This is a genomic window from Streptococcus sp. LYSM12, from assembly GCF_004569635.1.
In the GTDB taxonomy this organism is placed as follows: Bacteria; Bacillota; Bacilli; order Lactobacillales; family Streptococcaceae; genus Streptococcus.
In genome coordinates this window covers 1-26,385 of sequence record NZ_SPOZ01000025.1, presented here as the reverse complement: position 1 = coordinate 26,385, position 26,385 = coordinate 1, and the positions used below count along the sequence as shown (strand labels likewise).

General features: G+C 42.7%; 23 protein-coding genes. 16 read left to right on the top strand and 7 right to left on the bottom strand.

All coding sequences use genetic code 11. The annotated features are described in order from the left end of the window. Positions 1 to 2: 2 nt before the first annotated feature. The 4 genes from E4T79_RS08580 to rpsR all read left to right on the top strand — a co-directional run bounded on the left by E4T79_RS08580 (position 3) and on the right by rpsR (position 3,458). Positions 3 to 1,667 carry a DAK2 domain-containing protein gene (locus E4T79_RS08580; protein ID WP_135029509.1) on the top strand — a complete coding sequence of 555 codons (1,665 nt, stop codon included), beginning with the start codon at positions 3 to 5 and terminating at the stop codon, positions 1,665 to 1,667. A gap of 721 nt (positions 1,668 to 2,388) precedes the next feature. Next, positions 2,389 to 2,679 (top strand): 30S ribosomal protein S6, encoded by a 291-nt coding sequence (gene rpsF / locus E4T79_RS08575; protein WP_135029487.1) that lies wholly within the window; start codon positions 2,389 to 2,391, stop codon positions 2,677 to 2,679. A gap of 11 nt (positions 2,680 to 2,690) precedes the next feature. Next, entirely contained in the window at positions 2,691 to 3,185 is a 495-nt protein-coding gene (locus E4T79_RS08570) for a single-stranded DNA-binding protein (protein ID WP_135029485.1), read from the top strand. Positions 3,186 to 3,218: 33 nt separating this feature from the next. Beyond that, positions 3,219 to 3,458 carry a 30S ribosomal protein S18 gene (gene rpsR / locus E4T79_RS08565; RefSeq protein ID WP_002939250.1) on the top strand — a complete coding sequence of 80 codons (240 nt, stop codon included), beginning with the start codon at positions 3,219 to 3,221 and terminating at the stop codon, positions 3,456 to 3,458. A 688-nt stretch (positions 3,459 to 4,146) separates the two neighbouring features. On the opposite strand, the gene E4T79_RS08560 is transcribed toward rpsR, so the two are convergent. The 4 genes from E4T79_RS08560 to E4T79_RS08545 form a co-directional block, all read right to left on the bottom strand. After that, the gene (locus tag E4T79_RS08560; protein ID WP_135029483.1) at positions 4,147 to 4,845 is read right to left on the bottom strand and encodes a LiaF domain-containing protein; all 699 of its coding nucleotides are present in this window, start codon (positions 4,843 to 4,845) and stop codon (positions 4,147 to 4,149) included. Between the two features lie 76 nt (positions 4,846 to 4,921). Next, on the bottom strand, positions 4,922 to 5,572 hold the full coding sequence (locus E4T79_RS08555; protein ID WP_135029481.1) for a DUF1129 family protein: 651 nt from the start codon (positions 5,570 to 5,572) through the stop codon (positions 4,922 to 4,924). 20 nt (positions 5,573 to 5,592) lie between these two features. Then, positions 5,593 to 6,537 carry a magnesium transporter CorA family protein gene (locus tag E4T79_RS08550; protein ID WP_135029479.1) on the bottom strand — a complete coding sequence of 315 codons (945 nt, stop codon included), beginning with the start codon at positions 6,535 to 6,537 and terminating at the stop codon, positions 5,593 to 5,595. A 566-nt stretch (positions 6,538 to 7,103) separates the two neighbouring features. Then, positions 7,104 to 7,817, bottom strand: coding sequence for an SIS domain-containing protein (locus E4T79_RS08545; protein WP_075099578.1), 714 nt, complete (start codon positions 7,815 to 7,817; stop codon positions 7,104 to 7,106). Between the two features lie 162 nt (positions 7,818 to 7,979). Between E4T79_RS08545 and E4T79_RS08540 the strand changes: the two genes are divergently transcribed. The 10 genes from E4T79_RS08540 (at position 7,980) to nusB (ending at position 19,812) form a co-directional block, all read left to right on the top strand. Then, positions 7,980 to 8,768: a carbohydrate deacetylase gene (locus E4T79_RS08540; RefSeq protein ID WP_135029477.1), complete on the top strand. Its 789-nt coding sequence runs from the start codon at positions 7,980 to 7,982 to the stop codon at positions 8,766 to 8,768. 15 nt (positions 8,769 to 8,783) lie between these two features. Continuing rightward, on the top strand, positions 8,784 to 10,337 hold the full coding sequence (locus E4T79_RS08535; RefSeq protein ID WP_135029475.1) for a PTS transporter subunit EIIC: 1,554 nt from the start codon (positions 8,784 to 8,786) through the stop codon (positions 10,335 to 10,337). A gap of 17 nt (positions 10,338 to 10,354) precedes the next feature. Next, positions 10,355 to 11,680 carry a 6-phospho-alpha-glucosidase gene (locus tag E4T79_RS08530; protein WP_135029473.1) on the top strand — a complete coding sequence of 442 codons (1,326 nt, stop codon included), beginning with the start codon at positions 10,355 to 10,357 and terminating at the stop codon, positions 11,678 to 11,680. Positions 11,681 to 11,709: 29 nt separating this feature from the next. After that, positions 11,710 to 12,954, top strand: coding sequence for a glycoside hydrolase family 16 protein (locus E4T79_RS08525; RefSeq protein ID WP_135029471.1), 1,245 nt, complete (start codon positions 11,710 to 11,712; stop codon positions 12,952 to 12,954). 42 nt (positions 12,955 to 12,996) lie between these two features. Continuing rightward, entirely contained in the window at positions 12,997 to 13,194 is a 198-nt protein-coding gene (locus E4T79_RS08520; RefSeq protein ID WP_167752660.1) for a hypothetical protein, read from the top strand. 557 nt (positions 13,195 to 13,751) lie between these two features. Beyond that, complete coding sequence (gene uvrA, locus E4T79_RS08515; RefSeq protein WP_135029467.1) at positions 13,752 to 16,580, top strand: excinuclease ABC subunit UvrA; 2,829 nt, start codon at positions 13,752 to 13,754, stop codon at positions 16,578 to 16,580. A gap of 705 nt (positions 16,581 to 17,285) precedes the next feature. Beyond that, positions 17,286 to 18,347 carry a Xaa-Pro peptidase family protein gene (locus E4T79_RS08510; RefSeq protein WP_135029465.1) on the top strand — a complete coding sequence of 354 codons (1,062 nt, stop codon included), beginning with the start codon at positions 17,286 to 17,288 and terminating at the stop codon, positions 18,345 to 18,347. A gap of 63 nt (positions 18,348 to 18,410) precedes the next feature. Next, positions 18,411 to 18,971 carry an elongation factor P gene (gene efp, locus E4T79_RS08505; protein WP_135029463.1) on the top strand — a complete coding sequence of 187 codons (561 nt, stop codon included), beginning with the start codon at positions 18,411 to 18,413 and terminating at the stop codon, positions 18,969 to 18,971. A gap of 27 nt (positions 18,972 to 18,998) precedes the next feature. After that, positions 18,999 to 19,391, top strand: a complete 393-nt coding sequence (locus tag E4T79_RS08500; RefSeq protein ID WP_135029461.1) for an Asp23/Gls24 family envelope stress response protein — start codon at positions 18,999 to 19,001, stop codon at positions 19,389 to 19,391. After that, entirely contained in the window at positions 19,381 to 19,812 is a 432-nt protein-coding gene (gene nusB, locus E4T79_RS08495; protein ID WP_135029459.1) for a transcription antitermination factor NusB, read from the top strand. Before E4T79_RS08500 ends, nusB begins: the two co-directional genes overlap by 11 nt. Positions 19,813 to 20,434: 622 nt before the next feature. On the opposite strand, the gene E4T79_RS08490 is transcribed toward nusB, so the two are convergent. Together E4T79_RS08490 and E4T79_RS08485 are read right to left on the bottom strand one after the other, a co-directional pair. After that, complete coding sequence (locus E4T79_RS08490) at positions 20,435 to 21,397, bottom strand: LacI family DNA-binding transcriptional regulator (protein WP_135029457.1); 963 nt, start codon at positions 21,395 to 21,397, stop codon at positions 20,435 to 20,437. Next, a complete protein-coding gene (locus E4T79_RS08485; RefSeq protein ID WP_135029455.1) occupies positions 21,378 to 22,832 on the bottom strand; it encodes a sucrose-6-phosphate hydrolase in 1,455 nt (484 codons plus the stop codon). The genes E4T79_RS08490 and E4T79_RS08485 overlap by 20 nt, the downstream gene beginning before the upstream one ends. A 322-nt stretch (positions 22,833 to 23,154) precedes the next feature. On the opposite strand from E4T79_RS08485, the gene E4T79_RS08480 reads away from it, so the two are divergent. Both E4T79_RS08480 and scrK read left to right on the top strand, forming a co-directional pair. Next, complete coding sequence (locus E4T79_RS08480; RefSeq protein WP_135029453.1) at positions 23,155 to 25,038, top strand: PTS beta-glucoside transporter subunit IIBCA; 1,884 nt, start codon at positions 23,155 to 23,157, stop codon at positions 25,036 to 25,038. A 92-nt stretch (positions 25,039 to 25,130) separates the two neighbouring features. Then, positions 25,131 to 26,012, top strand: a complete 882-nt coding sequence (gene scrK, locus E4T79_RS08475; protein WP_135029451.1) for a fructokinase ScrK — start codon at positions 25,131 to 25,133, stop codon at positions 26,010 to 26,012. Positions 26,013 to 26,080: 68 nt separating this feature from the next. Here the strand turns inward: scrK and E4T79_RS08470 are convergent. Then, the coding region (locus E4T79_RS08470; RefSeq protein ID WP_167752581.1) for an IS3 family transposase at positions 26,081 to 26,385 on the bottom strand (305 nt) is incomplete at its 5' end.

Below are 26,385 nucleotides of genomic sequence, written 5' to 3'. Positions count from 1 at the left end.
TGGTGTCTAAAATTACAACTAGTTTATTTCAAGAAATGGTGCAGGCTGCATCTACTCGCCTGAATAAACAAGCAGAATATGTCAATTCATTGAATGTCTTTCCTGTTCCCGATGGGGATACAGGTACAAATATGGGAATGACGATTACCAATGGTGCTAAAGAGGTATCTGATAAGCCTGCTAGCACAGTTGGTGAAGCCGCTCAGATTTTATCAAAAGGCCTCTTGATGGGCGCGCGTGGTAACTCAGGAGTGATTACATCCCAATTATTCCGCGGTTTTAGTCAATCGGTTAAAGACAAAGAGGAGTTGACTGGAAAAGATTTGGCACAAGCTTTCCAACATGGAGTAGAAGTGGCCTACAAAGCGGTTATGAAACCAGTTGAAGGAACAATCTTGACTGTGTCGCGTGGGGCAGCAACAGCCGCCTTGAAAAAAGCAGAACAAACCAATGATGCTATTGAAGTGATGCGTGCAACTTTGGAGGGAGCAAAGCGTGCACTTAAGAAAACACCTGAAATGCTTCCAGTATTAAAAGAAGTTGGTGTTGTGGACTCAGGTGGTCAAGGCTTGGTCTACATCTATGAGGGCTTCCTTGCAGCTCTTACAGGTGAGTACATTGCTTCTGACGATTTTGAAGCGACTCCTGCAGTGATGTCTGGTATGATCAATGCAGAGCATCATAAGTCGGTTGCGGGGCATGTTGCGACAGAAGACATCACTTTTGGTTACTGTACAGAAATCATGGTGGCGCTTCGCCAAGGACCAACCTATGTAAAAGAGTTTGATTATGAAGAATTCCGTTCCTATCTGAATGATTTAGGAGATTCTCTTCTTGTAGTTAACGATGATGAAATCGTAAAAGTCCATGTCCATACTGAAGACCCGGGACTTGTGATGCAGGCTGGTCTTCAATATGGTAGCTTGGTTAAGGTCAAGGTTGACAATATGCGCGAGCAACACGAAGCACAAGTTGAAAAAGAAGAAAGTTTCCAAAAACCAGCAGAACAAACAGAGTACGCTGTGATCGCCGTTGCGGCAGGGGAGGGTTTGACGGAAATCTTCAAATCGCAAGGAGTAGACTATGTGATTTCAGGTGGTCAAACCATGAACCCCTCTACAGAAGATTTTGTCAATGCGATTGAATTGGTTAATGCACGCCATGTCATCTTGTTGCCAAACAATAAAAACATCTTAATGGCGGCTCAATCAGCAGCAGAAGTTGCAGAAGTGGTGGTCAAAGTGGTTGAAACGCGCACGATTCCACAAGGATTTACTAGTTTATTAGCCTTTGATTCAAGCCGTGATATTGAGACCAACTTTGAGGCAATGACTGCTTCGCTTGGAGATGTGAAGAGCGGAAGTGTGACGACTGCTGTGCGTGATACCACGATTGACGGTCTTGAAATTCATGAAAATGATCATTTAGGAATGGTTGATGGAAAGATTGTCGTTTCAAATCCAGACATGGTGGAAACACTGGTTGCAACTTTTGATAAGATGTTAGATGAAGAGAGTGAAATCATGACCATTTATGTAGGGGAAGAGGGGGAGATAGCCTTGGCTGAAAGACTTGCCCAAGACCTTGAAGAAAAATATGAGGACATCGAAGTGGAAATCTACCAAGGTGGTCAACCAGTCTATCCGTACTTATTTAGTGTTGAATAAAGAGGGATAGGGATTGAGACTCCATTGTGATTTGGAAGAAATGAGTTTTCCAGATTCTGAGTGTAGCCTGAATCTAGAAAGAAAGGAGTAAGGATAGTTGTGTTCAAAGGACCCAACTATCCTTACTCTCTTTTTGATACGTTATAGGCTCCAGACTTAAAAGAGGGGGGAGGTGGCCTATCAAACCGCTTGTTCCAACGCGTGAGAGAGTCTTTTTTCATAAATGAAGCTGATTGAGGTCTGTTATAATCCATTTTGGTAGTGTAGTAGCGGGTGTCTGAGTATGTGTGCCAGGTGTCTGGGGTTTTGTCGGATATAGTCCTTTAATTTATTTTTATTACTTCGTTCACTCGCTTTGCCCTATTCTAGTACAGCCTGCAGCTCCTTGCCTAGTATAGTCATTTCGTTTATATGTTTATTACTTCATTCACTCGTTTTGCTGTATTCCAGTACTACCTGCGACTCGTTGCCCAGTACTAAAAAGAAACTAAAAGACTATACTAGTCGTGAGAAGATTCCTGTTTGATGAGTGGGGCCTATTCAAGGCCCCTTTTTACGCCATTAGTTTGACACCTATTGTGATGTTATAGTAGGGCGTATTGGAAGATTATAAAAATCTTGCTATTTCTTTGAAAGTATGGTACAATAATCTCTCGTGAGCAACCCTCACTTACTCATGGATAGTGCCATGAGTCATTAGACCAAAAGGAGGAACATATCAATGGCTAAATACGAAATTCTTTATATTATTCGTCCAAACATTGAAGAAGAAGCTAAAAATGCTTTGGTAGCACGCTTTGACTCTATCTTGAATGACAACGGTGCAACTGTTGTTGAATCAAAAGTTTGGGAAAAACGTCGCCTTGCATACGAAATCAAAGATTTCCGTGAAGGACTTTACCATGTCGTGAACGTTGAAGCAACTGATGACGCAGCTCTTAAAGAGTTTGACCGTCTTTCAAAAATCAACGGCGATATTCTTCGTCACATGATTGTGAAATTAGACGCGTAAGAAGGTAGATTATGATAAATAATGTAGTACTAGTTGGTCGTATGACCCGCGATGCAGAACTTCGTTACACACCAGCGAACCAAGCTGTTGCGACGTTTACACTTGCGGTTAATCGCAATTTTAAAAATCAAAACGGTGAGCGGGAAGCGGATTTTATCAATGTGGTGATTTGGCGCCAGCAGGCTGAAAACTTGGCAAACTGGGCTAAAAAAGGTGCCTTGGTGGGAATTACTGGTCGTATTCAGACTCGTAATTATGAAAATCAGCAAGGTCAACGCGTTTATGTAACAGAGGTTGTTGCAGAAAATTTCCAACTATTGGAAAGCCGTACTGCACGTGAGGGCCAAGGTGGTGGTTACCAAGCTGGCAATTCCTTTGCTGGCGGCAATGATTACAACTCCTCCTATCAAGCGCCTGCACAATCTACACCAAACTTTGCACGCGATGAAAGTCCATTTGGAACAACCAATCCAATGGATATTTCAGACGATGATTTACCATTCTAGGTAAGGACAGATAAAAATTATAAAGGAGAAAACATGGCTCAACAACGTCGTGGTGGCTTCAAACGCCGTAAAAAAGTTGATTATATCGCAGCAAATAAAATTGAATATGTTGATTACAAAGATACTGAGCTTCTTAGTCGTTTCATCTCAGAACGTGGAAAAATCTTACCACGTCGCGTAACTGGAACTTCAGCTAAAAACCAACGTAAAGTAACAACTGCTATCAAGCGCGCTCGCGTAATGGCATTGCTACCATTTGTAAATGAAGATTAAAAAAGAGGTTCAGTGAACCTCTTTTTTATGAGCTTACAAATTAGAAAAGCGAGTTGTAGCCCATCTAGGGCTATTTTTTAGGCCTAGTGTTTCTCTTTTGGTTAGAAAGTGGGTGTAGAAGTTGGGATAAAAAGTCCATCTCTACTTCTCGGAGCTTGCTTCAATGGTTATCATGCCGTTGAAAGTTGGAAATGGAATGTTGCTCTTTTTCAGGGAGCAGGCTAAAAAGCTCCACTGGAGCTTTTTACTCGTATTTGTTCTGTTTCACACTCCAAATCTTCCCTAATCAACTGTGTGGGGCGAGAAGATGAAAAGAATCTCTAGTATACAGCTTTTTATACTGTCTATTATAAGTAGTTCTTTTCATTGCGTCCTCTTTTTTACTGTGCTGAACATAGGAATGCAAATTGCTACTTCTTGAGCATGTTTTTATGAGCGGAAATGAGAAAGTAGTTTGTATTCGAGTAGAATCAAAAATAGCACACGGGTATCTGTTATAGTCATTTCGTTTCTATTTTTATTACTTCGTTCACTCGTCTTGCTGTACTCCAGTACTACCTGCGACTCGTTGCCTAGTACTAAAATACTATAGCACGATTTGTGTCTAAACGATTAGCGGATAGCTCGTTTCGATTGATAGGGTTATGAAAAAAGAAATCCAACGAAAGAAATATTCGCTGGATTAAGTCTACTCTGCATATTGAATGGTGATAGTACCTAGTGTATTGGTTCCTGTTAGGTAAAGTTGATGAGTGGTTGCTTGAGGTGTTGGTGGTAGGTAGAGTTCACCGAGCCCTGATTTAAGGTTATTGACAATCGTGACATTTTTAGGAATCCGAATACGACAGTTTGAAACTGTGTTTTTCATGATAAGGTGGGTCATGTCTTTTTCGAATTGTGCTTCACTGAGATCCACCTGTACATTAGCAAAAAAGGTCTTAATTGAGATGGCTTGTAGGGCAGGAGCGGTAGAATATTCGTATTTATCGGTAAAATTGGCTTCAATGTTCAAGTAATTGGTAGCACTTGAGTGAATGGTAGCAGTTGATGCGGTTTCAAATTGTAGGAGTTTGTCTTGATTTCTTTTCTTGTTGATACTGTGGATGGCAATCCCTAGAACGAGGATACCGAAAAAGAGGGGACCAACGTTAAATGTAGTGTAGGAATAAGGAATGATTTCCCGCATATAGAGGGATGAAAAACTTAGTCCAATAAAGAATAAAATGGTATTCTTACGTTCGACTCCCAACCATAGAAAGGCAAGTGCCAAGAGCAAGGTTAGACGGAAGTAGTTGAAGATGAGATTTAGTCCCGGGAAAAAGGCAACAAGGATAAGATAGATGGCAAATAGAATCAATAAGACCTGCCAAGAGTAAGGTTTTTTCATAGCGACCTCCAAAATTCGTTCTGATGAAATCGAAAAGGGAATGAAACCAATGGATTTTTATAGAGTATGATAAACATCAAGACATTGGTTGCATGGCATTACGAATGTTATATTTTTTCTTGATGAGATAGCGAATTCCAAATGCTACTACACCGATGATAATAGCAAAGAATGGTGATACAGATGGGTTGATAGAGCTCGGAATGAGTGCTGCAAGGAAGAAAACAAGGCTCCAAGCAAGGGTTGCTAAGACGAGGAAGCCAAGAGCTTTCACAAGGCTGGGACGTTTACCAGTCTTAGCTTGCTCACGGTAGACAAAATGATACATCATATACATACCAGCTCCTATTCCAAAACCGATGAGTAGCATGGTAATGAGACCGTAGTTGACACCTGCACCAAATGAGTTCATTGCACCGTTGACCACACCGATAATGGCAAGGAGTAAAAGACTAGAATCGAGCCACATGAGCCAAGGATTCTCATTGAGCGGCTGTTCTGTTTCTTTAGTCTTAGTCGTTTTGCTAGCTGCCCAATCGCTGGGGGCACCGTAGATGCTACGAGCTGTGACACCTGCTTTTTGATTTTCGAGAATGACGGGAAGAATTTCTTCGAGTAACTCTTTGATTTCTACATCGGTCTTACCAGTCTTGATGAGTTGGTTGGTTGCAATGTGGATAAATTCCTGATTTTTCTTGGTTAAGTCTTTGATTGTTGTAAATGACATGTGTACTCTCCTCCAGGGGGTTAGAACCATTTTTTCCGTAAAAAGTTAATGACGACAATCGCGCTGAAGCAGGCAGATATAAAGGCGATGATCCAGAAAGAATTGGGATATCCTGCAAAGGGCATACCAGATGTAGGAACGTTCATCCCATAAGCTGAGAAGATAACCGTTGGAATGTCGAGTGCCATTGTCATGAGTGCCAAGGTCTTCATAATCGTGTTTTGATTATTGGAGATAATAGCTGCAGATGTTTCGGTCATGGCATACAAGACATTGCCATAGATGTCTGCCATCTCAAGGGCCTGCTGGGTTTCAATCAAGGTATCTTCCAGTAAGTCTTCATCCTCTTCGTATTTCTTTAAGGTGCTATTTCGGATAGCGAGTTTTTTGACCACGCGTTCGTTGAGTTTAAGAGAAGCCTTTAGGTAGACAATGGATTTTTCCAACTCCATCATATCAATGACCTGCTCATTTTTGGTTGCGCGGTCGATATGCGAGCTGATTCTATCTGTTTGTCGGTCAATTGAACGAAGAGCTGTGATGAAGAGTTCAGCATTGCGATAAAGCAACTGGAAAACAAAGCGCGTCTTCATAAAGGTATAGAAGTTTTTAATGCGTTGATTGAAGAAATAATCAAAGAGGTTCAAGGGTTGAACACAGGTGGTAATCACGACATCTTTGGTGACGATAATTCCGAGCGGTAGGGTGATATGGTAACTTTTATTGTTCCGTTCCTCATAGGTGGGAACGTCTACGATAATCAAAGTATAATCATCTTCTACGGTGATACGGGATGATTCTTCCACGTCAAGTGGAGCCCGCAGGTCTGTGATATCAATGTTGAACTGTTCTGCTAATGTGACAGATTCTTCCTGGGAGGGGTTAACCAAGTTAATCCAAGAGCCCGGTTCAAAGGTTTGGATTTCTTCTAAATTAGTTAATGTAGAACGAAACATTTGCTTCATACTCAAATCCTCCTCAGTTTTGATTGTGTTTAGGACACGCCCTTTCATTATACCAAAAAAGCTCTCTGAAGGAAAAGTTTTTCACAAATAGATGCCCACGGCATAAAAAAAGAATTGTTTGTCTCCAGTTTTTAGTTATTCTTCAAGATAAAAAGGACCAGAAGTGAATGAGGCAATCGGTCCCGTGTTTAAGGAATAAAAGACCACTTCTCTCTACAAGGAGCCCATCTTGTAAGTGGCTAAGAGTGCAAGCCTTGTGGCTCTTGTGATGCAATCAACCACTATGCTGAGATAGTGACACGAACTCTGAGAAGCAGCTCAGGGCTTTTGGCTCATCTTTGTCCGCTTGTTAAGCACCAAGGATGACCTCGCCGCTGTGCAGAAATGGGAGTGAAACGGTCTATTTCCAGCTTGTTCCGGCCCGAACAGAGCATTAAGGAGGGAGGAAAATACGACCTCTTTGTACACTTTTGTCTATTTTTCTCATCCCTTTTTGGCTTATATAGGACAATAACAGGAGGAACACTCACAAAACGAGGGCGAACTACTAGAGTAGATGACACGCTTTAGGTACAGATGTCAATCAGGTATTCCATTAAGTTGAGCGTATTGCCAAAGAAGAAATTGAGGTGTTGGTTTTCATAATCTGTAATAGTTGCTTGATTGTCAACAACGATACAAAAATCACTTTCCTGACTGTAACGACTGTTGGGAGAGGCTGTAATAGCGATGACACAATCACCCTGTTCCCGGCACTCGCTCATTTTTCTAAGACCACGCTTATTTTCGCCTGAGTGGGAAAAGGTAATCAGGGTGTGCGGTTGTTCGTCTGATACAGTTTTGATCTCAACCCCATCTAAGTCAACGGCATAGACTTTTTTTAGAAGGAGTTTCCGATAGGTGTAACTGACTAAAAACTGGCAAAAACCTTCTCCATATAAGAAGATACTCCTTGAGGCCAGGGCTAATTTGAGTTGCCTGCAAATATCCTCCCAGTTAGTATCAGAATGGGCAAAAGGAAGAGGCTCTAGCTGGTTTTCTAAAGACGGTCTCCCTGTGGTGGAGAGGAAGAAGAGCAACTCCTTGAAATTGTTGAAGCCCGCTCTCTTTGCTAGACGGCTGATTGAGGAAGCTGAAGTGTAGTTTTGCAGGGCGATATTGCGAATATCGAGGTTTTCCTTATTCTGAATCATCATTAAAATATGATTGAGAATTCTTTCATCTTCCTTGTAAAGTGAGTTGTTTGGAAATAGGCGGTTGAAATGATAGATTTGTGGCACGGTATCGACCTCCTAGCTGAAAATATTTTCACGTATTGGGAACAGATACAAAGGGAATAAAAAGCATTGTATTCGCTTTCTAATTGTACTACAATTTAGCTGTGAAGTAAATGATCAGATACGTAGCAACATTACCAGAGTCTATCGTGAAAGGATATACGCATGAAAAAAGTTATTATCAATGCAGATGATTTTGGCTATTCACCAGCTGTGAATGCTGGGATTATCAAAGCCCATCAAGATGGGATTCTGACTTCAACAACCCTGATGGCCAATATGCCTGGTTGTGACGAGGCGATTGCATTGGCACAGGATCATCCAAACTTAGGGGTTGGAGCTCACCTAGTACTCACTTGTGGCTATGCTATGACAAATGGCACTACTATCACATCTGATAACCATTTTTACAGTCTAGCAGCCTATCGTGAAAAAAGAGCCAGCATGGATGACGAGGAAATCTTCAAGGAATGGTGCTTCCAGCTGGATTACCTCTTGGATAAGGGGGTTTCCTTGACCCATATTGATAGTCATCATCATCTACATACCTTTTCAGAAAATCTGAACATCACTCAAAGGTTGGCAGAAAGGTACAAGCTACCTTTTCGAAATGCCTACCAATTAGAAGAGAATGTGTTTCTTCCTTATCAAATCGGAGCAACAGGTTTTCAGGATTTGACCAACTATCCGAATATTCGTGATTTATCGCAGAGCTTTGAAAGCAATAAGTCGGGTTGTCTTCAAGAGGTGGAGTTAGTGCTTCAGGCTATTGAGGAAAATGCCATTACAGAATTGATGGTGCACCCGGCCTATGTTGATGAGATTCTTTATTTTAATTCCTCCTTCAATATTGCACGAGTAAAAGAAGTTTCTCTCCTGTGTGATCCAGATATTGAGCAGCTATTTAAGGAGAATCATATTCAGCTCTACCACTATGGTGATGCTAACGTATAATAGAAGGAGTTTATCATGAAAGAAAAATTGATGAAATCAGCTAGTATTTTTTCTAAGGCTATCATTCAACCAGTCATGTTTATGGCTGTCACGGGGATAGTGCTGTCAATCTGTGCCATTTTAAAGCTGGATTTTATGCCAGACTTTACGAAGAATGTCGGGAATTTCATTTTTAATATCCTATCTGGCGGGATGATTGGCCAGCTGAGTGTCATCTTTAGTGTGGGAATTGCAACCGCCTTGGCTAAGCCCAAATATAAGACGGATGCCGCTATTTTGGGAATCGTCATCTTCTTGATTTTCTTATACGCTAATAACGCCTGGCTTACCTTGACCAATCGCCTAGCAGAAGCCGGGGAGTTTGGTCTCTACGGCACAGGTCAGGGAATGGTCTTTGGGTTACAAGTAGTTGATATGGGTGTCTTTCTTGGTATCATGCTTGGCTGTTTCGTCGGAGTAATGGTCAATAAGTTTGGTGAAATCAAGCTCCACAAGTACCTCTCCCCCTATGAAGGCACCAAGTCGGTCTACATTCTTCTGATTTTCTTAACGATTATCCTTGCAATTTGTACGACCTATATCTGGCCGATAATCAATGCAGGTGTCGAGGCGGTTGTTGCTACAACAACCACAGCAGGGGCTATCGGCTTCTTCTTCTATGGTTTTTTAAATCGAATGCTTTTACCGCTTGGTCTACACCATTTCCTATGGATGCCTTTGTTTTATACACCACTAGGCGGGACAGCAGAGATTGCTGGTCAAGTCCAAAATGGTGCCTTTAATATCTGGTTGGCAGAACTGGGAAATGCAAGCAGTATTAGCAGTATGCACCCATCTATCGGTTATTTATCGAACTTTGGTTCGATTTCACTACCGATTGGTATTGCCTTTGCCCTCTGGAAAACAGCCCGACCTGAGAACCGTAAAAAGGTAGCTTCTATCCTCATTCCAACGGTTGTGACAGCCTTCATGGCAGGCGTGACAGAACCGCTTGAGTTCCTCTTCCTCTTTTTATCCCCAGTTCTGTGGGTAGCTCACGCAGTTGTCTATGGGCTTAGTCTACTACTTACAAATCTCATCGGTATCTCCATCCAGTTTGATACAGGGATTAACATGATTATCAACAGCTTTGCTTTCCCTGTATCACTCGGGAAACAATACTGGATTCCTCTTGTCTTTGTTGTCACTGCCCTAATGGAATACGCTGTCTTTCGTTACCTTATCCTTAGACTGAATATTCCAACCCTCGGTCGTGAGGACATGACAGAGAGAACGAGTGATGAAGGCGTTTCTAATACAACTACCGAGCAGCCGCTTGCTAGTCCGCAAGTCGAGGCAATCGTTGCAGGTCTTGGCGGGAAAGAAAATATTATTACGATTATCAACTGCTACACCCGTCTGCGCATTGATATTGCAGATGAGAGTAAGGTGGACATGGACATTTTGAAACATAAGGTTCAATCATCTGGCATTGTTGATAAGGGCAAGCATATTCAAATTGTCATTGGTCTTGGTGTTGAAAAAGTCCGTGAAGACATCGAAGCATACTTGAAAACAGAAAAAGCATAACTAGAAAGGATTATAAAATGGGTCATAAATTTGTTATGGTAGGCGGAGGATCTACCCAGTCACCGGGAATTTTGGAGGTATTACGCCAACGATCTGAAGAACTTGATTTAACGGACTTGGTACTCTATGACATTGATGAAGAACGGGTCTCTTTGTTAGGACAATACACTAAAATGTACTATGCAGAGACAGGGTCACCCGTCAATGTGTCCTACACAACAGATATTGATGAAGCCTTCACTGGGGCTGATTACCTCTTTATGCAAATTCGTCCAGGTCTCAACCGCCAACGAGCGATTGATGAAAAAATCTGTATTCGAAACGGAGTAGTCGGTCAAGAAACATGTGGTTTAGGCGGATTTTCTTTCGCCATGCGGGTGATACCTGCAGTGATGGAAATCATTCATAAGGTCAAGGAGGTCTGTCCAAATGCTTGGATTTTGAACTACACCAATCCCGAAGCCATCTTATCAGAAGCCATTTACCGTGAGTTCCCCGAAGCAAAAGTCCTCTGTATCTGCGATATGCCGATTTCGATTGAAGGAGCAATTGCTAAGTACTTCTATAAGGATTTACGTGACTTGACCTTCCAATACTTCGGTCTGAACCATTTTGGCTGGTGGACTAATGTGTACGATGAAAATGGAGTTGACCTGTTACCTCAATTACGCGAGGATGTTGTATCGGGTAAGATTGACACTCTGCTTCAATCAAACGAGGAGACCAAGGCAGACCGGTACTGGATTGATACCTACAAGCAAATGATTAGTCTGTTCAAACGTTTCCCTGACTACTTCCCTAATTGTTATTTGCAGTACTATCTGACACCAGATGAAATGTTGGAACACGATGACATCAACTTCACCCGTGGTGATTATGTTCAACAGGGGCGTGAAAAGCGGATTTATGAGGAATGTCGCCGAGTGATTGCAGCTGGGACGGCTAAAGATTCTTCGCTGCATGCAGGGGTTCATGGAAACTATATCGTGGATATTGCCTATGCCATTATTCATAACACAAGAGAGCGCTTTACGATCAATAAAAAAAATCATGGGGCGATTTCAAACTTCGACCCAGAAGCAGTTGTAGAAGTTCCTGCCTATGTAGGGAGTATGGGAGCAGAAACCATCAATATTGGTCATATTCCAACTTTCCAAAAAGGGCTTATGGAAATGCAAAAGGCTTATGAAAAGAAGACCGTTGATGCTGCTCTAACAGGATCTTATCAAACTGCCTTAGAAGCCGTGATGCTTAATAAAACAATTCCAAACTACACTATTGGCAAGAAAGTCCTAGATGAACTTTATGAAGCTAATAAAGAGTATTGGCCGATACTCAACTAGTAAATGACATGGAAAGTGAGAAATGATTTATGAATAAATTGGCGATTTCCCTCTTCTCGGTATTGCTGTTTAGCAGTGGAGTAGTTGTTCAGGCAGAAGAGAATGTGCCACAAAAAGAAGGCTACTATTTAGATTTTCATGATGAATTTAATGGAGATAGCCTCGATAGGAGCAAATGGACGGACTACTACCTTCCACATTGGGCATCAAATCCTGAGAATGCTAAGGCGAATTATCGCTTCGAAGATGGGAAACTCATCGAATACATTGCCAAGGATCAAAAACCCTGGTCTCCAGAATTAGATGGAGCTGTAAAATCAAGTGCCATCATGAGTTTCAATAAAAATTGGATACATAACTTTAGTGGCAGTCAAACCTTAATGAGCAATCAAGAAGAGTGGACAGGTTATGCGACGACATATGGTTATTTTGAAATCAGAGCAAAATTGTCCGATGTGGGTGGAGGAGGCCATCAAGCATGGTGGATGGTCGGAATGCAAAATGATACCAATGACTGGTTTAATTCGAAAGAAACCGGTGAAATTGATGTCATTGAAACATTTTTCAGCCGTTCAAATACTTGGCGGATTGCGGCCTATGGTTGGAATGATCCTTTCTTCCAAAGTAGCTCGTGGTATTCATCAGAAGACCCTGCACCTACCAATGATCAGACGCAAGAATACCATACCTATGGTCTTGATTGGTCTCCAGGCTCTTTAAAATTCTACTATGACGGTGTCTTATATAGAGAGCTCAATCAAGCACCAGATTACCCGATGGGGACTATTTTGAACATCTATACAGATGCAGGTTCTGGTAGAGGAAATGATGTATACCCTAAGGAATGGGCAATTGACTATTTCCGTGTCTATAAACGCAACGAGGGGTATGAATTACCTACAAACCTCTTGACAAGCCGTGAAACTGGAGAGACTATCTATCTGGATGGTCAAAGCGATAAGGTTCAACTGACAAGGGATAAAAGTGATGCCGCCCAGTGGCGAGTAGTTCCTAGAGGAGACTATGTTCTCATTCAGAACGTGAAAACGGGCGAATATTTACACAATGAAAATCAAAAAGGCTACGTTGAACATGGGAAGGTACCGGTTACCTATTGGAGTGCTCAATGGAAAAAAGAACCTGTCGGTGACTACTTTAGGCTCGTTAACAGGTGGAAACCAACTCAAGTCATCCATACAGAAAATAAGCAAGGTTATCTGGAAGTAGGCGAGCTTCATACAGGAGCATGGAGAGGTCAATGGTATCTCCAATAAAGTAGGCAACTTTTATTGGAGTGGAATTCGTTTTTGATAAGCATGGAAGCAGTGGCTATTAGGCTCACTGCTTTTCTGTATGACGAGCCTGTTGTACATCTGGGGTGCAAGTCTGTTGGAGTACCTGTTACCGGTGAACCTCGTGTCATTCCCAAGCCTGACTATCGTGAGGTAGCAGATGAAAATGGTCTAGGGAGAGACCGTTTTAAGTCTGACAGTATACATCATGAAAAGAGATAGCGACATCGTTCTTCTCCGAGCAGACTGAAAACGATCCCTATTAAATTAAAATCACTCCTCGCTGAACGTGGACTGGTTTCTTTCTTAAGATGATAATCTTAAACGACAGGAGTTAACAGTTGGTTGAACCGTCATGTGCTAGATTAGCACGCACGGGATGTGAGAGGCTAGAAATTAGCTCCAACTTGATGATGTAGAGGAACTACAAGAATCATCTGACTAGTATCGCCATCATGAAATGCAAGAAAGAGGTAACTAGCAATCGTTTGTGATTTCTCATGCTTTTAGAAGCGCAGAAAAAATGATACAATGTAGATGTTGATAATGCTTGCTAGAGATGGGAGGTGCGATCATGTTCATCAGTGCAATGGTAGGGTGCTATCAGGCTACAGTAACGATTAAGTAAGATAGTCAAAATGTGATTGGATGAGCCTTGAGGAGGTACGACATCATTGGTGAGTAAGAAGTAGCTCCCTGTTGCTGGGTAGACGTCAGATTGTTCAAATGAAGATGTCATAAAGACCCAGCCTCATTGAAGGCTTGTAGAAGGAAGAAAAATGAACGATAAAATTGTGATTCATGGGGCACGTGTCCATAATTTAAAAAATATTGATGTGACCATTCCGCGGGAGAAATTGGTTGTAGTGACTGGACTTTCTGGTTCGGGGAAGTCCAGTCTAGCTTTTGACACCCTGTATGCAGAGGGACAACGGCGATATGTGGAGAGTTTGTCGGCCTACGCCCGTCAGTTTTTGGGGAATATGGACAAACCAGATGCGGACTCGATTGAGGGACTAAGTCCTGCGATTTCAATCGACCAAAAGACAACCTCGAAAAATCCGCGTTCGACAGTTGGGACAGTAACAGAAATCAATGATTACCTCCGTCTTTTGTATGCCCGAGTGGGAACGCCGTACTGTGTTAATGGTCACGGGGCGATTTCGGCTTCGTCTGTAGAGCAGATTGTCGATGAAGTTTTGGAATTGCCAGAGCGTCAGCGGTTGCAGATTCTAGCACCAATTGTGCGGAAGAAAAAGGGACAACACAAGGCGATTTTTGAGAAGATTCAAAAGGACGGCTATGTCCGTGTTCGTGTGGACGGAGCCATCTATGATGTGACAGAAGTTCCAGAATTATCAAAGAGTAAGCAACATACAGTTGAAGTGGTGGTCGACCGTATCGTAATCAAAGATGGAGTGCGTTCGCGCTTGTTTGACTCGATTGAAGCAGCCCTGCGGATTGCGGAGGGCTATGTCATCATTGACACCATGGACGAGCAGGAGATGCTCTTTTCAGAATATTATGCCTGCCCGGTTTGTGGTTTTACCGTTCCAGAGTTGGAGCCACGGCTCTTTTCTTTCAATGCGCCTTTCGGGTCTTGTAGCGACTGTGACGGTCTCGGTATGAAACTAGAAGTCGATGAAGATTTGATTGTGCCAGACCCTCAGAAGACCTTACGTGAGGGGGCTTTGGCACCTTGGAATCCGATTTCGTCCAACTACTATCCGCAGATGTTGGAGCAGGCCATGACCCAGTTCGGTGTTGATATGGATAAGCCGTTTGAGGACTTGTCGGCCGAGGAAAAGGAATTGATTTTCCATGGTTCAGACGGCAAAGAGTTCCATTTTCATTATGAGAATGAATTTGGTGGTGTGCGTGACATTGATATTCCCTTTGAGGGCTTGATGAGTAATATCAGCCGCCGTTATCGCGAGACCAATAGCGACTATACCCGTCAAGTCATGCGGGCTTATATGAACGAATTGACCTGTGCGACTTGTCATGGTTATCGCTTGAATGACCAAGCCCTGTCTGTTCGCGTGGGTGGTGAAAAGGGCTTGCACATTGGGGAAGTGTCTGATTTATCAGTAGCGGATCACTTAGAACTCGTATCCCACCTACAACTCTCAACCAACGAAGCGACGATTGCAACCCCAATTGTCAAAGAGATTAAGGATCGCTTGACCTTTTTGAACAATGTAGGTTTGAACTATTTGACCCTATCGCGCTCGGCCGGAACCCTCTCGGGTGGGGAAAGCCAGCGGATTCGTTTGGCGACCCAGATTGGTTCCAATCTGAGCGGGGTCTTGTACATTTTAGATGAACCCTCCATCGGTCTTCATCAGCGGGACAATGATCGTCTGATTGCTAGTCTTAAGAAGATGCGGGACTTAGGAAATACCTTGATTGTAGTGGAGCATGATGAGGATACCATGCGAGAGGCGGACTATCTGATTGATATTGGACCAGGTGCGGGTGTCTTTGGTGGGGAGGTAGTCGCTTCTGGAACGCCAGCCCAGGTTGCAAGGAATAAAAAATCCATCACTGGTCAGTATTTGTCGGGTAAACGGGAAATCCCCGTTCCTCTGGAGCGTCGGATTGGCAATGGTCGCTTTATCGAAGTAATCGGGGCGCGTGAGAACAATCTTCAGAACGTAACTGCTCGGATTCCTCTTGGCAAGTTTGTTGCTGTTACGGGGGTATCTGGTTCTGGCAAGTCAACCTTGGTCAACTCAATCTTGAAAAAAGCCATTGCCCAGAAGCTCAATCGCAATTCGGACAAGCCTGGGAGATTCAAGACCATTTCAGGGATTGAACACCTGGATCGCTTGATTGACATCGATCAGAGCCCGATTGGACGGACCCCGCGCTCCAATCCTGCCACCTATACAGGTGTCTTTGATGATATCAGAGATTTGTTTGCCCAGACCAATGAAGCTAAGATTCGTGGTTACAAGAAAGGCCGCTTCTCCTTTAATGTCAAGGGTGGACGCTGTGAGGCCTGCTCAGGAGACGGGATTATCAAGATAGAGATGCACTTCTTGCCAGATGTCTTTGTCCCCTGCGAGATTTGTCACGGCCGCAGGTATAATTCAGAGACTCTTGAAGTCCACTACAAGGAAAAAAATATCGCAGAGGTTCTCGACATGACGGTCAATGATGCAGTTGACTTCTTCAAGCACATTCCAAAGATTGAGCGGAAGTTACGTACCATTCAAGATGTTGGTCTAGGCTATGTCACTCTGGGGCAACCGGCTACCACCCTCTCAGGTGGAGAGGCGCAGCGGATGAAGCTAGCCTCAGAACTTCATAAGCGCTCAACAGGTAAGTCCTTATATATCTTAGATGAGCCAACAACTGGTTTACATACAGAAGACATTGCCCAGTTGTTGAAAGTCTTGGCCCGCTTTGTCGATGATGGTAATACAGTGTTGGTCATCGAGCATAATTTGGATGTGATAAAAACAGCAGACCATATCATCGACCTAGGACCAGAAGGAGGTATCGGTGGCGGTATGATCATCGCAACCGGAACACCAGAAGAAGTCGCAGCAAACGACGCCAGCTATACAGGGCAGTATTTAAAGGGGAAGTTACATAAATAAACGAAAATCTGGTGGAGAATTTTCACTCCAAAAGTATGTCCAAACTATTGGCTAGAATTGTCATGCTGAGCAAGGATGAAAAGAATAAAATTTATAATCTAATCACTTTTTGAAATTGATACAAATGTATAGGTTAGAAATGGCTTGTTATTAGGTTTTTTCACTTGTGTTCATGAGTGGAAACCCTTTTCATTTTTTTCCTTGTTTTGCCCCGAGAAGTCCAGACCATCAAAGATTACAAACGAATTCGTGACTATGTTAAACCTCAGATAATGCCAAATATGAAGAACAAAAGTGATAGGGATAATTTGGACTCTTTGTCAACTTGTCTTAGTGAGTAAAAAGCTCCAGTGGAGTTTTTCAGCCTGTTCTCTTAAAAGTATGGAGGAACGGTGTTCTGTCTTCAACTGTCTATTTTTGCTTTTCTTTGAGTGTTAAAAACCAATCGTAGCTTGTTAAAACTTGAGCCGATGTATTCATGTACGATTAGATAATCGTTTGTTTTTTTGTCTTATAGCCGTTTCGTTTATTTTTAGTACTAGGCAAGGAGTCGCAGGTAGTACTGGAGTACAGCAAGACGAGTGAACGAAGGAATAAAAAGATAAACGAAATGACTCTATCAATCGTATAAGCTTATTCTTCATTCTAGTATTCTCTTGTAAATAGTGATAAAATGAATGGTAGAAAAAGTGAAGGAGAAAAGAAATGCAAGCAAGGTTAGAAAGACTTCGTCAAAAAATGAAGCAGGAGGGCTTGTTAGCCCTCCTCATTACCAACCTTAAAAATATTTACTATCTGACTGGCTTTTGGGGGACAGCTGGGACAGTTTTGGTGACAGAAGATCGCCAAGTTCTGATTACAGACGATCGCTATATCACCTATGCTCAGTCAGTTGTAACAGATTTTGAGGTAGTATCCAACCGGGATGCTCTCTCGGTTGTGGCCCAGGTGCTAAAAGATGCTAACTTGAGAGAATTGGCCTTTGAAGATGAAGTGTCTGTAGCCTACTATCACGCTATGCAGACGGTTTTTGAACGTATGCAGTTGACACCTACGACAGGTGTGGTCATGGGCTTGCGCATGATAAAGGACGAGGTAGAAGTTGCGACCATTCAGCGTGCCTGCCAGATTTCAGACCAAGCTTTTTTGGATGCTCTGGATTTTATTAAGCCAGGGAAGACAGAGATTGAAGTGGCAAATTTCCTTGATTTCCGCATGAGGGAAATGGGATCTGAAGCAGTATCGTTTGATACCATTGTAGCATCTGGTTACCGCTCTGCTATGCCACATGGACGTGCGTCCAATAAGGTGATTGCAACAGGAGATGCACTGACCTTGGATTTTGGCTGTATCTACAACCACTATGTTAGTGATATGACGCGGACCATTTACGTTGGCTCTGTCAGCGATGAAGAGGCGGAGATTTATCAGACTGTTTTAGCGGCCAACCAAGCCTTGATTGCGGAAGCGAAAGCAGGTATGGAATACCGTGAATTTGATGGTGTGCCTCGTCGTGTGATTGAAAGAGCAGGATACGGGTCGTATTTTACTCATGGAATTGGGCATGGCATGGGGCTGGATGTCCATGAACTTCCTTATTTCAGACAAACAGCGACCGATACCATTCAGGCGGGCATGGTCTTGACAGATGAGCCAGGTATCTATCTAGAGGGCAAGTACGGGGTACGGATTGAAGATGACCTTTTGATTACAGATACGGGCTGTACAATCTTGACCCGGGCCCCGAAAGAATTGATTGTAATTTGAGAAATCAGACAATTTGTGATAGAATAAAGCGAATAATAAAATAATGAAGAGGTAATCATAGACATGATTGATGCAAGTAAGTTAAGAGCGGGTATGACATTTATTGCTCCGGATGGAAAACTTCTCCGAGTATTGGACGCAAGCCACCACAAACCAGGTAAAGGAAACACGATTATGCGTATGAAATTGCGCGATGTTCGTACAGGTTCAACCTTTGATACTACCTATCGTCCAGATGAAAAATTTGAGCAAGCAATTATCGAAACACGTGTAGCAACCTATCTTTACCAAATGGATGAAACAGCTTATTTCATGGACACAGAATCGTTTGACCAGTATGAAATTCCAGTAGCAAGTGTTCAGGAAGAATTGCTCTATATTCTTGAAAATTCGGAAGTTAAAATTCAATTCTATGGAACAGAAGTGATTGGTGTAACTGTTCCTACAACCGTTGAATTGGTGGTTGCTGAAACACAACCATCCATCAAGGGGGCGACTGTGACTGGTTCAGGAAAACCTGCCACTATGGAAACAGGTCTTGTGGTCAATGTACCAGATTTTATCGAAGTGGGTCAAAAATTGGTCATCAACACAGCAGAGGGAACATACGTATCACGTGCTTAATCACATTCCTCTTAGAAAGGATTTCTTATGGCAAAAGAAAATTTAGGCGAAATCGTTATTGCACCTCGTGTTTTGGAGGTGATTACAGGAATTGCATCTGCTAAGGTGGATGGTGTTCATTCGCTGCACAACAAAAAAGTAAGAGATGGCTTATCAAAGACTGCCTTAAATCGTGGTGTCTATCTTCAGACAGATGAAGCAGGGGACGTGACAGCTGATATTTATGTCTACCTAGAATATGGTGTCAATGTTCCGACAGTATCAATGAATATTCAGCGCGCAGTGAAAACAGCTGTTGCCGACTATGCGGATGTCGTTCTAAAAACGGTTAACATTCACGTAGATGGTATTGTACCTGATAAGACACCCAAACCAGACTTAAAAGACTTGTTTGGTGAGGATTTCTTAGATGAAGAATAAGCAACACGAATCACGGCATTATTTGCGCCAATGTGCTCTTCAGGCGATTGTCTCTTTGGAATTTGGTCAGGAGCCTGTCCGAGCGGCTCAGTTTGCCTATCTCTATGACGTTGAAGAAGAGCAAGAAGTGGAGCTTCCCCTCTTTCTGCTGAACCTAGTCACAGGAGTAGCAGACCTACTAGAAGAGATTGATGCTCAATTAGTGACGCGTTTGAAAGCAGGTTGGAGCTTGGAACGCTTAACCTTGATTGATAAGAATATTATGCGTTTGGGGCTTTTTGAGATCCTGTATTTCGAAGAAACACCATATCGTGTAGCTGTCAATGAGGCCATTGAGTTAGCCAAGGAATTTTCAGATCCTGCTTCTGCAAAATTCATCAATGGTGTCTTGAGTCAATTTATCAGAAAAGACGAAAGATAAATCTTATTGCGATACTCCCTTTATAGTGGACAGTGAAAAACAAACATTCACTAGAAACAATAAGAGGAGTTTTTGTATGTTCCACAGAAGTCTAAAAGCTAAGGTCCGAAATCTATGCGTGTCAACTATCAGCTTCTTCCGTTGAATGCCCCCCTGTTGAACTTCCGTACTAGCGTTGGTTTAGAGGAGGCTAGCTTTGGCTATTCTCATCTCTTGACTGTTCACCATTCTGCTAATTAGATATTGAATTTTGAGAGACTATAGTCTTTTAGCTTGCCTTTAAGTATAGCTGTTTCATTTATTTTTAGTACTAGGCAACGAGTCGCAGGTAGTACTGGAATACAGCCAAGATGAGTGAACGAATTAATAAAAATATAAACGCAATACTATATTAGGCATCAAGCTACAGGTTGTACGAGAGTACAGCAAAGCGAGTGAACGAAGTAATAAGAGATAAACTGAATGACTATATCCTAAAAAAGAGCCTGGGTAAGACAAGTACAGAGCTGTCTTACCCAGGCTTTTCAGCTTGGATACAAGTATCTGTTTGTATCCAAGTTAAAAGAGGGTGGGCAATCGTGATGTTGAAGTCTTGATTGCCCTCCGGTTTAGGTGGAGGTTTTTAGATGCTTCGACCTGCTAAGAGGCTGATTGGGAGAGTATAATGGGGCTCAAGAGTTGCTCCTTTGATTTTTTGAATGAGGAGGTCAACCATGAGAATGGCAATATCTTGCAAGGGTTGCTTGATTGTGGTCAGCTGGGGATAGTGTGACTCGATAAAGTAGGTTCCATCATAGCCGATGAGCTTGAGGTCTTTGGGAACAGATAGCCCTAGGGACTGAGCGATATTCCAGACAAGTATAGCAGTCAAATCTCCTGAGATGAACATTCCGTCTGCCCGGCTTGTTTGGAGGATGGTTCTGATTTCCATCTCCTTGCGTACAGGTGAGAAGTCACTCGAAACATGGTAGATTTCAGCTTGTGGAAAGACACTAGAAAATCCCGTCTGACGCAGACCAGTCGGAGAATTAGAATCATCATTTCCTGTAATCATAACCGGCTGTTTGCATCCTGCTTTTTCTAAGGTTTTGGCTGCTAGTACCCCACCGCTGTAGTTGTCTGATGAAACGATAGGTGTTGATGGGGATAAATTTCGGTCAAAGGCAATAATTGGTGCAGACACGCGGTCATAGTCTTTGATTCCCAAATTGTGGCTACCAGAGATGATGCCATCTACCTGATTGGCTGTGAGCATCTCTAGGTATTCCCGCTCTTTTGCAGAATCATGCTGGCTGTTACAGATAATAGCCTTGTAACCTCGGTTGAACAATTCTTTTTCCAGATGTTCGATCAATTCTGCATAGAAGAGATTGCTAATAGTAGGAAAGATGAGGCCGACCAGTTTGGCAGATTTTCCCTGTAAGCCCCGAGCGAAATTGTTGGGTTTGTAGCCCAATTCTCGCATGGCATCGGTAACTTTTTTAATGGTTTTCTCAGATAGATAGCCCTTTTTGTTAATGACACGGGAGACAGTCGTGGGGCTAACTCCTGCAAGTTTTGCGACATCAGTAAGTTTTGCGACCATAATCTAATGGGTAGTAATTTCCAGTTGCCTGACCTTTTAGAATTTTGATACCAGTTTGGTCTTGCCGTGGGAAGACACGTCCAGAAAATACTTTTTCTCCTTTATTGATGAAAATTTCAAAGACAGACTTGTCAATGAAGATATTGGCGGTTGTAGGTTGATGATCAATCTGACAATGGCGTTGTGTACCAAAGTCTAGGGCAAAAGCTTCTCCACAGTCTTTGCGGTCTAGAACAATGCGTTCGCCTGCAGGGTCAATAGTGAGTTTTAGTCCGTGTCCGTTAGCGTCTGCAAAAAGGACCAACTCTAATCTGCTGTCTGATTCAACAGTCAATTCTAATTCGTAGACATTATTGGTTTCAGCCTTTTCTGCAAAGGGTTGAGAATCTGTTCGGAGGCTTGAGAGGGCTTCAACGGGGTATTGGAGAAGCTTGCCATCTTTAATGGTTAATTCTTTGACCAGAGAGAGGCATCCTTGGTAGTCATAGCTGTCTGTCGGATATGTTACATCTGGTAAGGCAAGCCAACTGATTGCAAGCGCTCGCCCGCAAGGATCGTTGAAAGCCTGCGTTGCATAGCATTCAAATCCGTAGTCTAATTGCTCAATGGGACTTGGATTGCCTAGGCTAGCTGTATCAGTATCAAAAGACTGACCAATTTTATACACATTTGGATAGATATTGCCATAATCAAGGACAGCCTTGTCAAGCCCCTGCGGACAATAGAGTAAGACAGGTTTTTCATCGATAAAGACGAGATTTGGGCACTCCATCATGTAGGCAGTTAGGTCATTGTCAAACTGTAAATCACCGATATATTTCCAGTTGAGATAGTCATGGTCAACTGCTTTATAGAGCTTGATAATGCCCTTTTTATTTAGATTTTGTCCACCGACAATGGTATAGTAATCACCTTTAAATTTGAAAATCTGTGGATCTCGGAAGTGGTCGGTTGTATCGCTAGGTTGGTTAATTAAGACCTTATCTATTTTTTGGATTTCTCCATTTGCGTCCATGAGAGCACCGATTTGGTAGGGGTGGCGGGTCCAGTTTTCATCGCGGACGTTTCCTGTATAAAAAAGAAAGAGTTTATCGTCAAACTGGATGGCAGAGCCAGAGTAGGCACCGTGGCTGTCGAGTGAAGTGTCAGGGTAGACCATGGTGCCTGTCGGTTTAAAATGGACCAGATCGGTTGACTCGGTGTGAACCCACGATTTTAAACCATGAGCGGCACCGAATGGGAAATATTGGTAGAAGAGGTTCCATTTTCCATTAAAGTAGGAAAAGCCGTTCGGATCATTTAAGAGACCATGTGGTGGTTCGATGTGGTAGTTGGTTCTCCAAGGGGAGCTTTCGGTATTTTTTTTAATTGTTTCGATGTAGTCTGCTGACCAGTCTGCATAGGCACGGTAGCGTTCTTCAGTTGTGAAAGCCATAGATTCTCCTTTTGTACTGGAGTCTTTTAGTTTGCTTTTAGTACTAGGCAACGAGCTGCAGGCTGTACTTAGAGTACGGTAAAGCGAGTGAACGAAGTAATAAAAGATAGACTAAACGACTATACTGTACGCATTTCTTTCGATAGTTATAGTAATATAGTAAACGTTTGCTTGTCAAAAAGCAAGGTTTTTCTGTGTAAATCTGAAGATGATAAAAATTTATGTCAAGCGTTTGACATATTTTTCAAAAATGGTATAATAAAAAAACATAGAAAGTTTGAAAATGCTTTCAAAAATGAAAATATAAGGAGATTTTTGCAAGATGAACAATACAGAGATTGCAAAAAAAGTCATTGATGCCCTAGGTGGTCGTGATAATGTCAGAAGTGTTGCCCATTGTGCGACGCGCCTTCGTGTCATGGTTGTTGATGAGGGAAAAATCAATAAGGATACTGTAGAAGCGATTGAAAAAGTACAAGGTGCGTTCTTTAACTCAGGTCAATACCAAATCATCTTTGGTACTGGTACAGTCAATAAAATATACGATGAAGTAGTGGCGCTTGGTTTACCCACGTCTTCAAAAGATGAGATGAAAGCGGAGGTTGCTAAACAAGGAAATGCTTTTCAACGTGCAATCCGTACCTTTGGTGATGTCTTTGTTCCTATCATTCCAGCGATTGTAGCGACCGGTTTGTTCATGGGTTTGCGTGGATTACTGAAAACATGGGGAATTGAGCTCCCAGGGGACTTGGCTGTTTATTCTGAAATTTTAACTGATACAGCTTTTATCGTGCTTCCAGCCCTTGTTGTATGGTCAACTTTCCGTGTATTTGGTGGAAACCAAACAATCGGTATTGTCCTTGGAATGATGCTCATTGCGGGTCAGTTACCGAATGCCTGGGATGTTGCCTCAGGTGGCGATGTGACACCAAAGATGTTTTTCGGCTTTATTCCGGTCGTTGGTTTACAAGGTTCAGTGCTCCCAGCCTTTATCATTGGTATTATTGGCGCTAAATTTGAAAGGGTCGTCCGTAAGGTTGTCCCAGAAGTGCTTGACCTCTTGCTAACACCGTTTGTGACTCTTTTTGTGATGTCTATCCTTGGCTTGTTTGTAATTGGTCCAGTCTTCCACGTAGTTGAAAACTATATTTTAATGGGCACACAAGCGATTTTGAACCTGCCATTTGGGTTGGGTGGTTTCGTACTTGGTGGTGTTCACCAAGTAATCGTAGTGTCTGGAGTACACCATATCTTCAACTTTTTGGAGGCTCAGCTGGTAGCAACTGGAGCTAACCCATTTAACGCTATCATTACCGCAGCCATGACAGCGCAAGGTGCTGCAACAGTCGCAGTTGGTGTGAAGACCAAAAATCCAAAATTGAAAGCTCTTGCTTTTCCAGCTGCACTTTCTGCCTTTTTAGGTATAACTGAGCCAGCGATTTTCGGTATTAATTTACGCTTCCGTAAGCCGTTTGTTCTTTCGTTGATTGCTGGTGCAATCGGTGGTGCCCTTGCTTCGCTTTTAGGTCTTGCTGGGGAAGGCATGGGGCTTACAATTATTCCAGGAATATCTTTCTATGTTGGCAATGGTCAGCTTATCTCCTACCTTCTTATGGTTGCAGTATCATTTGTTATAGGTTTCAGTCTTACTTACATGTTCGGATTTGAAGATGAAGAAGTAGCTACTGCTGCACAGTCTGAAGCAACAGCGACGGTAGAATTGACGAAAGCAGCCGAGACAGGCCTAATCGGTGAAGAGACACTTCTTTCCCCTCTTTCAGGTGAGGTTGTTGCACTTGAAAATGTCAATGATCCTGTCTTTTCCTCAGGTGCAATGGGGCAGGGCCTTGCTGTAAAACCGTCTGAGGGTGTTGTGTATGCGCCAGCAGATGCAGAAATCACGATTGCTTTTGACACGGGTCATGCATATGGCTTGAAAACAGCAAGCGGGGCTGAAATCTTAATCCACATCGGTATTGATACTGTATCAATGGACGGAGATGGATTTGAAAAATTGGTCGCAGTAGGAGATACAGTGTCCGCAGGTACACCGCTTGCGAAATTTGATGCAAGTAAAATTGCAGCTGCAGGTCTGGATGACACTACCATGGTTATTGTGACCAATACAGCAGATTTTGTGGCAGTCGAGGCACTTGCAAGCGGAACAGTTACCCATGGTGACGTCTTTATCAAAATTGCAAAATAATCCATAGAAAAAAGGCATTTAGCCTTTTTCTTACGTCTTAAACTATGATATAATGAAGTGGAATAAAACGATTTCAAAAAGGGAGAACAACGATGACAAAATTGTACGGCAGTTTGGAAGCAGGGGGGACAAAATTTGTCTGTGCGGTAGGAGATGAGCATTTCCAAGTGATTGAAAAAACACAATTTCCAACGACCACACCTTATGAAACCATTGAGCGGACAGTTGCATTTTTTAAGCGTTATGAGGATCGCTTGGCAGGGATTGCTATCGGTTCATTTGGACCGATTGATATCGATCAAAACTCTGCAACCTATGGCTATATTACGACCACACCAAAACCCCATTGGGCCAATGTAGACCTGCTAGGTTTGATTTCCAAAGAATTTAAGATTCCGTTTTATTTTACGACGGATGTGAATTCTTCTGCCTTTGGAGAAGCCCTTGTTCGCAAAGGTGTGAGAAGTCTCGCTTACTACACTATTGGAACAGGGATTGGAGCTGGTGCTATCCAAAATGGTCAATTTATTGGAGGTCTTGGGCATACAGAAGCGGGTCATACTTACGTTGCGCTTCATCCGCAAGATGTGGCAAAGGAATTTATGGGTGTTTGTCCGTTCCATAAGGGTTGCTTAGAGGGGCTGGCAGCTGGTCCGTCATTGGAAGCTCGTACAGGAACACGTGGTGAATTGATTGAGCAACATGCTGATGTGTGGGATGTTCAAGCCTACTATATCGCCCAAGCTGCGATACAAGCGACCTTGATGTATCGTCCGCAAGTTATTGTTTTTGGTGGTGGTGTGATGGGACAAGAGCACATGCTTAAGCGTGTGCGAGATAAATTTACAGCCTTGATGAATGGCTATGTGCCAACACCAGATGTAACAGAGTACATTGTGACGCCTGCTGTGGCAGAAAATGGCTCAGCAACTCTCGGAAACTTTGCTTTGGCAAAACAAGTGTCCGAGAAATAAAATAATACGAAAGAGCTAGACGAGATGAACGGCTCCCTGTCAAGTAGACAGTCAAATAATAAAAGATATTAAGCAACCTGATTCCTGAATTCTATAGGAGTCAGGTTATTTAATTTGGTCTGATAGCGTCGTGTATTGTAAAACTCAATATAGTGTTCGATGTCTGTGACGAGCTCATCATAGGTCTTATATTTCTTCAGGTGATAAGCTTCTGTCTTGAAATGCCCAAAGAAACTTTCGATTGGGGCGTTATCAATACATTTACCAACCCGAGACATGGATAAGGTTAATCCAGCTTGTCGTGCAAAGTATCGATACGCTTTAGAAGTATACTGGCTCCCACGATCGCTGTGAACCAGTGGTGTCGCACCTG